Origin of the sequence: Streptomyces sp. SPB162, assembly GCF_029504575.1 — a bacterium.
Classification (GTDB): domain Bacteria; phylum Actinomycetota; class Actinomycetes; order Streptomycetales; family Streptomycetaceae; genus Actinacidiphila.
Window position 1 is genome coordinate 3,276,356 of the sequence record NZ_JAQFII010000001.1, and the last position, 13,635, is coordinate 3,289,990.

The following is a 13,635-nucleotide window of genomic DNA, read 5'->3' on the forward strand; positions in this document are numbered from 1 at the left end:
CCGCCGCAGCGAACGTCACAGCGAAGTGCGATTCACGTTCACAAGGCGGACCCCTGGAGGGGACATGAACAATCTCGACTGGGCGGTACTCATCGCCTACTTCGGCGTGATGATCGCGATCGGACTCTGGTCGCACAAGCGCATCGACGACGTCGGCGACTACTTCACCGCCGGCGGCAAGATGCCCTGGTGGCTGGCGGGCATCTCGCACCACATGTCCGGATACAGCGCGGTGATGTTCACCGGATACGCGGGCATCGCCTACAAGTACGGGGTGACGTCCTACGTCACGTGGTCCTTCCCGATCGCGATCGGCATCGCCATCGGCGCCAACCTCTTCGCGCCCCGGATCAGCAGACTGCGCTCCCGGCTGCACGTCGCATCGCCGCTCGAGTACCTCAAGAACCGGTACAACCTCACCACCCAGCAGGCGCTCGCCTGGTCCGGGGTGCTGCTGAAGATCGTCGACGTGGGCGCCAAGTGGGCCGCGATCGCGACCCTGCTGTCGGTGTTCACCGGCGTCACGATCACCCAGGGGATCGTCATCACCGGCGCGATCACCGCCGTCTACTGCACGGTCGGCGGTCTGTGGGCAGACGCGCTCACCGAGCTGGGGCAGTTCGTCATCCAGCTGCTGGCCGGTCTCGCCATGCTCGTCGCCGCCCTCGGGAAGATCGGCGGCATCAGCGGGATCTGGAACGTCTGGGACGACCCGAAGCTGCACGGCCACACCAGCGGCACCGCCGGCCCCTACACCCTGATCTTCCTGCTGGCGTACCTGTTCATCAAGACGTTCGAGTACAACGGCGGCATGTGGAACCAGGCCCAGCGCTACATGGCGACCGCCAACGCCAAGGAGGCCGTCCGCTCGGCCCGGCTCTCCGCGGCCCTGTGGTTCATCTGGCCGCTGGTCCTCTTCTTCCCGATGTGGATCTCCCCGCTGCTGGTGACCGCCAAGAAGCCCGACGGGTCCGACTCGTACGGCCTGATGGTCGAGACGCTGCTGCCGCACGGGCTGCTGGGCCTGGTCGTCGTCGGCTTCTTCTCGCACACGATGGCCATGTGCTCCTCCGACGCCAACGCCATCGCCGCCGTCGTCACCCGCGACATCGCGCCCGCGTTCTCCAAGACGGCACGGGCCTGGACCCAGCGCGCCGGCCTGATCGCCGCGCGGCTCACCACGCTCGCCTTCCTCGGCCTGTCCATGGCGATCGCCACCCAGGTCAACTCGCCCACCTTCAAGGACATCATCACCATCGTCATCAAGTGGGTGGCGGGACTGATGGGGCCGATCGCGATCCCCTTCATGCTCGGCCTGCTGCGACCGTTCCGTAAGTCCGGGCCGACCGCCGCGCTCACCAGCTGGGCGATGGGCCTCCTCGCGTTCTACCTGCTCAACTACCCGATCAACGACGCGGTCTCGGGCGGCGTGAACCTGGAGTACCAGATCTCGGTGCCGCTCGCGGTCTCGCTCTTCCTGTACATCCTCATCGGCTTCGTCAAGCCCGAGGACACCCCGGAGCGGGACGCGCTGCTGGAGAAGATCAACAGCGACGGCGGCGGCGACAGCGGTTCCGCGGCGGCAGCCGCCGTCCCCGAGCCGGCCAAGCCGCAGGACGTGGCGGCGGTACCCGCCACCGACTGAGACAGAGACAGAGACAGCCTGACGGGCGGGTCCGGACCTCGGCGGAGGTCCGGGCCCGCCTCGGCGCGTCCGGACCTCTAGGCCGTGTCTTCACCTAGGCGTCGTCCGCCCGAAGGGCGGGGCCGACAGGGCCTGGTGCGGGCGATCGCAAGGCGGAGGAGGGAGTCCATGCGGAGTATCGGCGACCGACGACAACGCCGCGAGCGTGCGTGCCAGGCCCCGTCGGCCAGACGAGGATGTGAAGACACGACCTACGCGTTGGGGTAGCGCTCCAGCCAGGACGGGGACGAGCCCGCCGGGCCGTGCAGCGCCGGGGCCTGCGTCATCTCCATCGCGAAGTCGTCCGCGAGCTGCAGGATCGTGCCGCGCCCTTCCAGCTCCGCTATCCACGACGGTGGCAGCGCCGTCTCGCCGTGCAGCGCGCCGAGCAGGTTGCCGCACACCGATCCGGTGGAGTCGCTGTCCCCGCCGTGGTTCACCGCCAGCAGCAGGCCGTGCCGGACGTCCTCGGCCACCAGCGCGCAGTACACGCCGATCGCCAGCGCCTCCTCCGCCGTCCAGCCCTCCCCGAGCGCCTCCACCCGCTCCGGTGACGGCATCCCCTGCCGAACGGCGCCCAAGGCCTGCTGCAGGGCGTCCGTCGTCTCCTGGTGGTCCGGGCGCAGGCCGAGCAGCGCGAGCGCGTGCTGCACGGCGCCGTCGAGCGCGTCGCCGCGCGCCAGCCCGTGCACGATGACGGCGAACGCGCCGGCCGCGAGCTGTCCGGTGGGGTGGCCGTGGGTCTGCGCCGCGCACTCGACCGCGAGCTGGAAGACCAACTCGGGCTCCCAGCCGACCAGCAGCCCGAACGGCGCGGAGCGCATCACCGTGCCGCACCCCTTGGATCCGGGGTTCTTCGGATGCTCGACGGTGCCCATCCGGTCGTCGCCGAGCCCGTTCAGGCAGGCCAGGCCGGGCGCCCGGCGCGCGTACAGCCACTCCTCGCGCGCCAGCCAGCCGGTGTCCTTGCGGCGCTCGTCGGGGCCCCAGTCGCTCTGGGTGGCCGCCCAGCGCAGATAGGCGCGGTGCACGTCGGTCGGCGGGTGCCAGGCGCCGCTGTCGCGCCGCACCTGTGCCCGGATCAGGCCCTCGGTGGTGAAGAGGGTCATCTGCGTGTCGTCGGTGACCGTGCCCCGGCGGCCGAACGCCGGCACGAAGTCCGTGACGCCGTCCGGGCCGTGCTCCGCCCGGATCGCCTTGAGCGAGTCGAACTCGATGCCCGCGCCCAGCGCGTCGCCGACGGCTCCGCCGAGCAGACAGCCGCGCACGCGGCTGCGGAAATCCTGCTGCTGCGCACGTCCCCAAACCGCCGTCAAAGCGAGCCCCTTCGGTCAGCAGCTGTCAGTCGCAGGCACGATAGTCGACAACGTCGCTCACGTCCTGTGTCGCCTACGACACAGGGGGTGCACCGGCCACGGCCCGCCATCCGCCCTTTCCCGTCCATTTGCCGCCCGTGCACGCTACGCGTCGAGCACCGGCAGCAACTCGGGCAGGTGGCCGTCGGAGGCGAGGCCCGCCGTCCGGCGCTCCTCGGAGATCTCGCCGTACAAAGTGGTGCGCTGGCGCGACGGCCGGCCGGCCGACTCCGCGATGGCGACCAGGTCCCGGATCGACCGGTAGGAGCCGTAGCTGGAGCCGGCCATCCGCGAGATGGTCTCCTCCATCAGGGTGCCGCCCAGGTCGTTCGCCCCGGAGCGCAGCATCTCCGCCGCGCCCTCCGCGCCCAGTTTGACCCAACTGGTCTGGATGTTGGGAATGTGCGGGTGCAGCAGCAGCCGGGCCATCGCCGTGACCGCCCGGTTGTCCCGTTGCGTCGGACCGGGGCGGGCGATCCCGGCCAGGTAGACGGGCGCGTTGGTGTGGATGAAGGGCAGCGTCACGAACTCGGTGAAGCCGCCGGTCTCCTGCTGGATCTCGGCGAGCAGCCGCAGATGGCCCAGCCAGTGGTGCGGCTGGTCCACGTGCCCGTACATCATCGTGGAGGACGAGCGCAGGCCCAGCGAGTGCGCGGCCTTCACGACCTCCACCCACGTCGCCGTCGGCAGCTTGCCCTTGGTGAGGACCCAGCGCACCTCGTCGTCCAGGATCTCGGCGGCCGTGCCGGGGATCGAGTCCAGCCCGGCCTCCTTCGCCGCCGCCAGCCAGTCGTGAATCGACATCCCCGTACGCGTCGCGCCGTTGACGACCTCCATCGGCGAGAAGGCGTGCACGTGCATGCCCGGCACGCGCTCCTTCACCGCCCGCGCGATGTCGAAGTACGCGGTGCCCGGCAGGTCCGGGTGGATGCCGCCCTGCATGCACACCTCGGTCGCGCCGACCTCCCACGCCTGCTCGGCGCGGTCGGCGACCTGCGACAGCGACAGCGTGTACGCGTCCGCGTCGGTGCGGCGCTGCGCGAAGGCGCAGAAGCGGCAGCCGGTGTAGCAGACGTTGGTGAAGTTGATGTTCCTGGTGACGATGTACGTGACCTCGTCGCCGACCGTGTCGCGCCGCACGTCGTCCGCGATCCGGCACAGCGCGTCCAGCGCCGGGCCGTCCGCGTGCAGCAGCGCGAGGGCCTGCTCGTCGGTGAGCTTCACCGGGTCGTCCGCGGCGGTCGCGAGCGCGGACCGCACGTCGCCGTCGACCCGGTCCGGCACCATGCCGGGCGCGGCCTGCTCGCGCAGCGACTCCCAGTCGCCGTACACGTCGTCGAAGTCGTCCCTGCGGTCGCCGGTGCGCCCGGTGGTGTCGATCGTCGTGTGCAGATCGGTGCGGCCGGTCGCCGTGAACGCCTCGTCGGGCTCCTGCCAGAGCAGCCCGCTGGGCTTGGCGTCCGCGTCCGCCAGCGCCGTCTCCGGGTCGGCCAGGGCGCGGACGTGCGGCAGCAGGCGCGGGTCCAGCCACGGCTCACCGCGCTGGATGAACTCGGGGTAGATCGTGAGCCGCTCGCGCAGCGCGAACCCGGCGGCGGCGGTCTTCTCGGCCAGGTCGTCGATGTGCGGCCACGGGCGCTCGGGGTTGACGTGGTCGGGGGTGAGCGGGGACACCCCGCCCCAGTCGTCGATGCCCGCCGCGATGAACCGGGCGTACTCCCCGTCCACCAGGTTGGGCGGTGCCTGGATGCGGGCCGCCGGCCCCAGGATCAGCCGGGCGACCGCGATCGCCGCCGCCAGCTCCTCCAGTTCCGCGTCCGGCATGCCGCGCATCGCGGTGTCCGGCTTGGCACGGAAGTTCTGGATGATCACTTCCTGGATGCCGTGGTACTGCCGGGCGATCTTCCGTATCGCGAAGAGCGACTCGGCGCGCTCCGCGTACGTCTCGCCGATCCCGATCAGGATGCCCGTCGTGAACGGGACGTTGGAGCGCCCCGCGTCCTCCAGCACCCGCAGCCGCACGGCGGGGTCCTTGTCGGGCGAGCCGAAGTGCGGGCCGCCGGGCTCGGACCAGAGCCGGGTCGCGGTCGTCTCCAGCATCATGCCCATCGACGGTGCGACCGGCTTGAGACGCTGCAGGTCCTGCCACGACAGCACGCCGGGGTTGAGGTGCGGCAGCAGTCCGGTCTCCTCCAGCACCCGGATCGACATCGCCCGCACGTACGCGAGCGTGTCGTCGTACCCGTGCGCGTCGAGCCACTCCCGCGCCTCGGGCCAGCGGTCCTCGGGACGGTCGCCGAGCGTGAACAGGGCTTCCTTGCAGCCCATTTCCGCGCCCTGCCGCGCGATCTCCAGCACCTCGTCGGGCGACAGGAACATCCCGTGTCCGTCGCGACGGAGCTTGCCCGGCACCGTCACGAAGGTGCAGTAGTGGCACTTGTCACGGCACAGCCGGGTCAGCGGGATGAAGACCTTGCGCGAGTACGTGATCACCCCGGGCCGGCCTGCCGTCTCCAGACCCGCGTCCCGCACCCGGGCCGCGGTCGCGGACAGGTCCACCAGGTCGTCACCGCGCGCCTGCAGCAGGACCGCCGCCTCGGCGGTGTCCAGCGCGACTCCGTCGCGGGCACGCTTCAGCGCGCGCCGCATGCCGTTGGCAGTGGGGATCGGCTCCTCGGGGCGGGACAGGCTCATGGTCATCTCCCGAGCATAGGTCGCTGCCCGGCGGGCGGGGTCACGGCGCCTGCTATGGCGTTGGCCACCCGTGCGACGGCTCCAGCTGCCCTCGAGGATGTGGCACGGATGGTGCCGCCCGGGCCCGTCACAGGAACCGCGCGTAGTCGTCCAGCACGCGCAGCACCTCGTCCTCGCCGGCCGGGGGCAGCTGGACCACGCACTCCTCGATGCCCAAGATCGGCGAAGTGCGCGAGCTTGCCGTCGGTCGGGCGCACCGCCGACGGGACGATCTGCGGCCCGTCCGGTCCGCGGCCGGCCGCGTCCCACGCCTCCCTCAGCCGCGGCAGCGCGTCGGCGAGACCGCCGCCCCCGATCGGCATCCAGCCGTCCGCGTAGTCCGCGATGTGCCCGAAGAGCTTCGGCCCGGCGGCCCCGCCGACCAGCGTCCGCAACGGGCCCACCGGCTTCGGGTACGCCTCGCTCGCCGCCACCGACGCCCACTCCCCCTCGTACGCCGTCGGCTCGGGTGCCCACAGCGCGCGCATCACCCGCATCCGGTCCCGTACGAGGTCGCGCCGCCCCGCCCACGCCACTCCGTGGTCCGCCGCCTCCTCCACGTTCCAGCCGAAACCCACCCCGAGCGTGAAGCGCCCGCCCGACAGGTGGTCGAGCGTCGCGATCTGCTTCGCCAGCACGATCGGATCGTGCTGCGCGACGAGCGTGATCGCGGTCCCCAGCGTGATCCGCCGGGTGACCGCCGCGGCGGCCGCGAGCGCGGTGAACGGGTCGAGCGTCCGCCCGTACTCCCGCGGCAGCGGCTCCCCCATCGGCGCCGGCGTGGTCCTGGCCACCGGGATGTGCGTGTGCTCCGGCAGGAACAACCCGGCGAACCCGCGCTGCTCCACCTCCTCGGCGAGCCGCACGGGGCCCATGGTCTCGTCGGTCAGGAAGATCGTGGTGTGGATCCGCATGGGCAACCTCCGTTGAGGGGGCGGACGGGACGTCGTGCGGGTGAGCGCCGGGGGCGGCGGTGCGTGTTTGCACGCGATCCGGCCATCCGCCGGCCGCTCGCTGTTCCGGCCTCCGACGCTCCGGAGTAGAACAGTTCGCTGCGGCACCTCCCACCCTTCTCGCCCAGGAGGCACGACGGATGGAACGACGCGAAGTTCTCAGGTTCACGGCACTCGCGGGAGCCGCCGGAGTGTTCACGCTGGCCCCGGTGACCTTCGCCGGAGCCGGGTCGGCGAGCGCTTCGGACGGCGCGGGCGCCTCGGACGGCGCCCCCGCGGCCGAGGAGACCCGAACGGTCACCGGGCACCTGCCCACCGGCGTGGCGGACTTCGTCTACCTGCCGGTGAACGTGCCGCACGGGGTCCGCGAGATCGCCGTCTCGTACACGTACGACCGGCCGGCCGTCCCCGTCGGAACCGTCGGCAACGCCTGCGACATCGGCATCTTCGACCAGCACGGCACCGCTCTCGGCGGCAGGGGCTTCCGCGGCTGGTCCGGCGGCGCCCGCACCGAGTTCGCGATCAGCGCCGAGCAGGCCACGCCGGGCTATCTCGCGGGGCCGGTCTCCGCCGGCACCTGGAACGTCGTCCTCGGCCCGTACACCGTCGCTCCCCAGGGGCTGGACTACTCCGTCACCGTCACCCTGCGGTACGGGCCCCAGGGCACCACCCCGGCGCCCGTCTACCCACCGCGGCACGCCAAGGGGCGCGGTCGCGCCTGGTACCGCGGCGACTGCCATCTGCACACCGTCCACTCCGACGGGAAGCGCACCCCGGCGGAGGTCACCGCCGCCGCGCGGGCCGCCGGGCTCGACTTCATCAACACCAGTGAACACAACACCACGTCCGCGCACCCCGTCTACGGGCCCCTCGCCGGCGACGACCTCCTCGTCCTCACCGGCGAGGAGATCACCACCCGCAACGGCCACTACCTGGCCGTCGGCACGGACCCCGGCGTCTGGTTCGACTGGCGCTACCGCGCCCGCGACGACGCGTACGCGCGGTTCGCGCGCAAGATCCGTGGGGCGGGCGGGCTCGTGGTGCCCGCCCATCCGTACGGGATCTTCCCCGCGAGCCAGTGGAAGTTCGGCTACGACCAGGCGGACGCCATCGAGATCTGGAACGGCCCGTGGGGCCCGGACGACGAGCTCTCCCTCAACACCTGGGACAACCTCCTTACGGCGTCCACGCGCGACGGTCACTGGATCCCCGCCATGGGCAACTCCGACGCGCACCGCGAGCCGCAGGTCGTCGGCCTCCCCCAGACGGTCGTCCTGGCGGACCGCCTCGACCGTCCCTCCCTGCTCGCGGGCATCCGCGCGGGCCGCTCCTGGCTCGCGGAGTCCTCCGCCGTCCAGCTCGCCTTCACGGCCACCGGGCCGCACGGGGAGCACGCGGGGATCGGCGAGCGGCTGGTCGTACGGGCGGAGGACGTGGTGACGGTGCGGCTGGAGGTGTCGGGGGTGCCGGACGCGGGAGGCGTGTTCGGGGCGCAGGTGCGGTTGATGACGGACGAGGGCCAGATGTACGCCACACAGCTTCCCCCCTCCGGGGTGGGTTCGGTCGAGTGGCGCACGACGGCGTCGCTGGCCGCGTACGTACGGGCGGAGGTACGGCACCCGGTGACGGACGGCGGGGCGAGCGGGCTGCCCGGCGCGGCGGCGGCACTGACGAACCCCATTTGGCTGGACGTCCGGTAGGACCCCGGCGTCACACCGTCGGCACGGATGCCGTGTCGCGGCCCGACCGCAACACCGTCCCCGGGACGGCGCCCGTGATCTCGTCGTCCCTGATCGTCTCGACTCCGTTGACGCGGACGGAGACGATGCCGATCGCCCGGGAGTCGAGGCGGGGGCTGTTGCCGGGGAGGTCGTGGACGAGGGTGGCGGTGCCGGCGTCGATGCGGGCGGGGTCGAAGAGGACGAGGTCGGCGTGGTAGCCCTCGACGAGCCGGCCCCGGTCGCGGAGGCCGAAGAGCCGGGCGGGGTCGTCGGTGAGCATGCGGACGGCCTGTTCCAGCGGGACCAGCCGGCGGCCGCGCAGGCAGTCGCCGAGGAAGCGCGTCGTGTAGGGGGCGCCACACATGCGGTCGAGGTGGGCCCCGGCGTCGGAGCCGCCGAGCAGGACGTCCTCGTGCTCCCACGTGCGGGCGCGCAGGGCCCAGCTGTCCGGGTCGTTGTCGGTGGGCATCGGCCACAGGACGGTCCGCAGGTCATCGTTGGCGCAGATCTCGACGATGGTCTCGAACGCCTCCTGCCCGCGTTCGGCGGCGATGTCCTTGACGACCCGGCCGCTCACACCGGCGTTGGCCTCGGAGTACGTGTCGCCGATGACGTAGCGGCCGAAGTCCGCGAGGCGGCGGAAGACGCCGGCCTCCGGACTGTTGGCGCTGCGCAGCATCTCGGCGCGGACGGCCGGGTCGCGAAGCTCGGCGATCCGCTGCGGGACGGGCAGGTTGAGGATCGCGCCCCAGCCGGGGATGAGGTTGAGTGCGCAGAACGTGCCGAGGGACATGTTCATCGGCGTGAGGATCGGCATCGTGAGGGCGACGATGCGGCCGCCGGCCTTGCGGGCGCGTTCCGACGCGGCGAGCTGGCGCGGGACGCGGGCCGGGACGGCGGCGTCGATGGTGAGGACGTTCCAGTTCAGGGGGCGTCCGGCGGCCGCGCTCATGTCCACGAAGAGGTCGATCTCCTCGTCCGCGAACTGGTCGAGGCAGCCCGCGACGATCGCCTCGAGCTGGGTGCCCTCGTGCTCGCCCACCGCGCGCGACAGCGCGATCAGCTCGTCGCGGCCCGCGTGCCGGGAGGCGACGGGCGCGCCGTCGCCGTCGGAGTGGGTGGACGACTGCGTGGTGGAGAGCCCCCAGCCGCCGGCGGCCATGGACTCGTGGAAGAGCCGGAGCATCTCGCTCAGCTGCTCCTCGGTGGGCTGTCCGCCGACGGCGTCCGGTCCCATGACGTGCCGGCGGAGCGCGCAGTGGCCGACCATGAAGCCCGCGTTGACGGCGATCCGTCCTTCGAGGGCGTCGAGGTAGTCGCCGAACGAGGACCAGGTCCAGTCGACGCCCTCCTCCAGGGCCTTCAGCGACATGCCCTCGACCTTGGACATCATCCGGCGCGTGTAGTCGGCGTCCTCGGGGCGGGCGGGGTTGAGCGGGGCGAGGGTGAAGCCGCAGTTGCCGCCGGCGATGGTGGTGACGCCGTGGTTCATGGAGGGGGTGGCGAAGGGGTCCCAGAACAGCTGCGCGTCGTAGTGGGTGTGCGGGTCGACGAAGCCGGGGGTCAGGACGAGACCCGTGGCGTCCTCCTCGGTCCGCGCGCGTTGCGTGACGGTGCCGGGTTCGGTGATGGTGGCGATCCTGCCGCCGCGCAGACCGACATCGGCGGTGTACGCGGCGGCTCCCGTGCCGTCCACCACGGTGGCGCCCTTGATCAGGTGGTCAAGCATGGTCGATCTCACCTCTCCGGTTGCGTGAAGTCCTGCGGACGTGGTTGCGCCTCCGGTCCTGACAGGGTCGGCAGGCCGCTGCCGTACGACACCCTGTCCCGGCCGGAGGCGCGGGGCGGCGGTCCGGGAAGACGCCGCCCCCGCTTCGTGGACCGTGTCCCTACTGCCCTGCCGCCTGGCGGAAGCGCGTGGTGCGGTGCACCGGGTCCGTGTCGATCTTCGGGATGACGTGTTCGCCGATGAGCTTGATCGTGTTCATCGTGTCCTCGTACGAGATCCCGATCGGCAGACCGAAGGAGAGCTGGTCCGCGCCGGCCTGCTCCCAGCGCTTGCACTGCGCGGTGACCTCGTCCGGGTCGCCGCAGATCATCAGCTCCTCGGCGATGAGGAGTTCGATGATCTCCTCGCTGTACTCGGGGAGCAGCTCGGGCCACTCGGGGATGCCCTCGGGCCGGGGGAAGGTGTCGTGGTAGCGGAAGACCAGCGACTGCAGCCGGTTCAGACCACCGCCGACGGCGATCTCGACCGCCTTGGCGTGCGTCTCCGCGCAGATGGCGGTGGACGTCACCATGACGTTGTCGTTGACGAAGTCGCCGATCGGCTCCGCTTCCCGAATGGCCGTCTTGTACTGCTCCAGCACCCACTCCATGTCGGAGACCTTCTGGACGCTGAAGCCGAGCACCCCCAGCCCCTTCTTGGCGGCCATCGCGTACGAGGAAGGCGATCCGGCGGCGTACCACATGGCCGGGTGGGACTTCCCGTACGGCTTGGGGAAGATCTTGCGCGGCGGCAGTGACCAGTGCTTCCCCTGGAACCCGACGTACTCGTCCTGGAGGAACATCTTGGGGAACTCGGCGATCGTCTCTTCCCAGATCTCCTTGGTGTGGTTCATGTCGGTGATGCCCGGCATGAACCCCAGGATCTCGTGGCTGCCCGCCCCGCGCCCGGTCCCGAACTCGAAACGGCCCTGCGAGAGGTGGTCGAGCATCGTCACCTTCTCGGCGACCTTCACCGGGTGGTTGACCGGGGCGAGCGGGTTGAAGATGCCGGAGCCGAGGTGGATACGGTCGGTGGCGTGGGCGAGGTAGGCGAGGAAGACCTCGTTCGCCGACAGGTGCGAGTACTCCTCCAGGAAGTGGTGCTCGGAGGCCCAGGCGTACTTGAAGCCGGACTTGTCCGCCTGGATGACGTACTCGGTCTCCTCCATCAGCACCTTGTGCTCCGCCTGGGGGTCGACCGCGGACCGCGCCACAGGCACATATCCCTGTACAAAGAGCCCGAATTCCAAGGAGGTTCACCGTCCCGAAGTATTTCTGACGCTCCGTCAGATACGAACGACTCTGGCACCGCCCCGGCGGAGCGTCAATACCTGATGATGTGTCAGATTGAGCGCCGGGAGGCCGGCTAGAAGACCGAGATCCCGGCGAGCCAGCCGCCGTCGATCACGAACGGCTGCCCGGTGATGTACGAGGAGTCGTCGCTGGTCAGGAACAGTGCGAGCTGCGCCACCTCGGCAGGCTGCCCGATCCTGCCCATCGGCAGGAGCTTCTTGTAGAACGCGTCCAGCGCCGCCGAGGACTCCGCGAGGTCGGAGTCCGGGTCGAGCTGGGCCGGGTTGGACATGGGGGTGTCGATGGCGCCCGGGCACATCGCGTTCACCCGGATCCCCTTGGCCGCCACCTCCATCGCCGCCACCCGCGTCATCCCGACGATCGCCGCCTTCGTCGCGGCGTACGACGTCAGCAGGGCCATCCCGCTCAGCGCGGTGTAGGAGGCGGTGTTCACGATCGTGCCGCCGCCGGCCGCCTCGATGGCGGGGATCGCCGTTCGCATCCCGAGGAACGCGCCCACCTGGTTGACCTGCACCACCAGCTGGTACTCCTCCAGCGGGGTGCTCGCCAGCTCGTTGAAGCGCAGGATCCCCGCGTTGTTGACGAGGCCGTCGAGCCGGCCGAAGGCCTCGGTCGTCGCGGCGACGGCCGACGTCCACTCGTCCTCGCGGCCCACGTCCAGGTGGACGTAGCGCGCGCTGTCCCCTATCTCCTTGGCCAGCGCCTCGCCCTGCTCGTCGAGCACGTCGGCCAGGACGACGTTCGCCCCCTCGGCGGCGAACAGCCGCGCCTCCTGCTCGCCCTGCCCGCGCGCGGCGCCGGTGATCAGCACCACACGCCCGTCCAGCTTGCCCATGTGTGTCCCCTTGGTCGTGGTTCTCTGAGGTGCGGAACGGGTGCGGCTACGCGTCCGGGTGCGGCTACACGTCCAGGTGCGGCTACGCGTCCAGGTGCGGCGCGACGTCGGCGGCGAACGCCTCCATCTGCTCGATCAGCTCGCCCCTGCTCCGGCTCCGGAAGCGGACCTGGATCTGCCCGACCCCCATCGCCGGGTACTCCCGCAGGCTCGCCGCCAGCGCGTCCGGCTTGCCGTGCAGCGTCCGCCGCCCGACCTCCCACGTCGGATCCCCGATGTGGAGCGGCTCGGCGATGGCGCCGATCTCGATCGGCGTGGTGACGCCCGCCGCCTCGCGCAGTTCCCTGATCCGCGCGATCTGCCGCGGCAGCTTGTCGCGCGGGTCTCCCTGCGGCAGCCATCCGTCGCCCCGGACCGCGGCCCGGCGCACGGCGGCGGGCGACGATCCGCCGACCCAGATCGGCGGCCCGTCCGGCTGGGCGGGGCGGGGACGCTGCCCGAGGCCGCCGAAGTCGAAGAACTCACCGTGGTGCTCCGGGTACTCCTCGGCGAAGGCCGCCCGCAGCGCGTCGATCGTCTCGTCCAGCACGGGGCCGCGCCGCGCGAAGTCCGCACCGACGGCGTCGAACTCCTCCTGCACGTGGCCGGCCCCGACCCCGAGGATCAGCCGGCCGCCGGAGAGGTGGTCGAGCGTCGCGTACGCCTTGGCGGTGATCAGCGGGTGGCGCAGGCCGGCGACGGCGACGTGGCTGAGCAGCCTGACGTTCGTCGTGACGGCGGCGAGGTAGGCGAGGGTCGCCACCGGGTCGTACCAGGTGGTGCTCATCGCGTCGGCCAGACGCCGCGGGATGGCGACGTGGTCGCACGAGGCGATGTAGTCGAACCCGCACCGGTCGGCGGCCCGTGCGATCTCCACGAGGTCGGCGGGACCGGCCTCCCGTTCCCACGGCTCGGCGTAGATCGTGCTCAGCGATTGGACGGGCAGTTGCATCCCGTAACGCACGGCGCGGCTCTCCCTTGGTCGACGGGGTGGGCCCGGGACGCGTCCTCAAGGCGGCGCCTGCCCGGCGGGCGGACGCCGCCGCCTTGAGGACGGGCCCCGGCGGCCCGACCTTCGCGGCCCATCGTCGTATCTGACGGGGCGTCAGTAAAGGGGTACGCGGGCTTTTCTGCGGGGCTGCCGCTACCGGCGGCGTACAACCTCCCGCGCCCCCAACGGGCCGACACGTCACCACGGCCGAAGGCCCCAGTACGCGCACCCGACATCAGGAGC

General features: G+C 71.5%; 8 protein-coding genes and 1 pseudogene. 2 read left to right on the forward strand and 7 right to left on the reverse strand.

Features of this window, described 5'->3' with window-relative positions; all coding sequences use genetic code 11:
* Positions 1-64 precede the first annotated feature (64 nt).
* Positions 65-1,645: a sodium:solute symporter family protein gene (locus tag M2266_RS14860; RefSeq protein ID WP_277438631.1), complete on the forward strand. Its 1,581-nt coding sequence runs from the start codon at positions 65-67 to the stop codon at positions 1,643-1,645.
* 251 nt (positions 1,646-1,896) lie between these two features.
* Here M2266_RS14860 and M2266_RS14865 read toward each other — a convergent pair whose 3' ends face one another.
* The 3 genes and pseudogenes from M2266_RS14865 to M2266_RS14875 all read right to left on the reverse strand — a co-directional run bounded on the left by M2266_RS14865 (position 1,897) and on the right by M2266_RS14875 (position 6,686).
* Positions 1,897-3,000: an ADP-ribosylglycohydrolase family protein gene (locus M2266_RS14865; protein ID WP_277438632.1), complete on the reverse strand. Its 1,104-nt coding sequence runs from the start codon at positions 2,998-3,000 to the stop codon at positions 1,897-1,899.
* A 144-nt stretch (positions 3,001-3,144) separates the two neighbouring features.
* On the reverse strand, positions 3,145-5,739 hold the full coding sequence (locus tag M2266_RS14870) for a bifunctional FO biosynthesis protein CofGH (RefSeq protein ID WP_277438633.1): 2,595 nt from the start codon (positions 5,737-5,739) through the stop codon (positions 3,145-3,147).
* Between the two features lie 121 nt (positions 5,740-5,860).
* Positions 5,861-6,686, reverse strand: a pseudogene (locus M2266_RS14875) (TIGR03619 family F420-dependent LLM class oxidoreductase).
* Positions 6,687-6,865: 179 nt separating this feature from the next.
* On the opposite strand from M2266_RS14875, the gene M2266_RS14880 reads away from it, so the two are divergent.
* Positions 6,866-8,425 (forward strand): CehA/McbA family metallohydrolase, encoded by a 1,560-nt coding sequence (locus M2266_RS14880; RefSeq protein WP_277438634.1) that lies wholly within the window; start codon positions 6,866-6,868, stop codon positions 8,423-8,425.
* Positions 8,426-8,435: 10 nt separating this feature from the next.
* Here M2266_RS14880 and M2266_RS14885 read toward each other — a convergent pair whose 3' ends face one another.
* From M2266_RS14885 to M2266_RS14900, 4 genes are all read right to left on the reverse strand, one after another.
* Positions 8,436-10,175, reverse strand: a complete 1,740-nt coding sequence (locus tag M2266_RS14885) for a D-aminoacylase (RefSeq protein ID WP_277438635.1) — start codon at positions 10,173-10,175, stop codon at positions 8,436-8,438.
* Positions 10,176-10,335: 160 nt separating this feature from the next.
* Positions 10,336-11,463 carry an LLM class flavin-dependent oxidoreductase gene (locus M2266_RS14890; protein ID WP_277438636.1) on the reverse strand — a complete coding sequence of 376 codons (1,128 nt, stop codon included), beginning with the start codon at positions 11,461-11,463 and terminating at the stop codon, positions 10,336-10,338.
* A 116-nt stretch (positions 11,464-11,579) separates the two neighbouring features.
* Positions 11,580-12,362, reverse strand: a complete 783-nt coding sequence (locus M2266_RS14895) for a glucose 1-dehydrogenase (protein WP_277438637.1) — start codon at positions 12,360-12,362, stop codon at positions 11,580-11,582.
* 82 nt (positions 12,363-12,444) lie between these two features.
* The gene (locus M2266_RS14900; RefSeq protein WP_277441212.1) at positions 12,445-13,353 is read right to left on the reverse strand and encodes an LLM class F420-dependent oxidoreductase; all 909 of its coding nucleotides are present in this window, start codon (positions 13,351-13,353) and stop codon (positions 12,445-12,447) included.
* Positions 13,354-13,635: the final 282 nt, after the last annotated feature.

What these genes read in the sequence shown, in the direction of transcription:
- M2266_RS14900 (WP_277441212.1), bottom strand. Translation starts at nt 13,353, where the DNA reads ATGCAACTGCCCGTCCAATCGCTGAGCACGATCTACGCCGAGCCGTGG.
- M2266_RS14885 (WP_277438635.1), bottom strand. Translation starts at nt 10,175, where the DNA reads ATGCTTGACCACCTGATCAAGGGCGCCACCGTGGTGGACGGCACGGGA.
- M2266_RS14880 (WP_277438634.1), top strand. Translation starts at nt 6,866, where the DNA reads ATGGAACGACGCGAAGTTCTCAGGTTCACGGCACTCGCGGGAGCCGCC.
- M2266_RS14860 (WP_277438631.1), top strand. Translation starts at nt 65, where the DNA reads ATGAACAATCTCGACTGGGCGGTACTCATCGCCTACTTCGGCGTGATG.
- M2266_RS14870 (WP_277438633.1), bottom strand. Translation starts at nt 5,739, where the DNA reads ATGACCATGAGCCTGTCCCGCCCCGAGGAGCCGATCCCCACTGCCAAC.
- M2266_RS14895 (WP_277438637.1), bottom strand. Translation starts at nt 12,362, where the DNA reads ATGGGCAAGCTGGACGGGCGTGTGGTGCTGATCACCGGCGCCGCGCGC.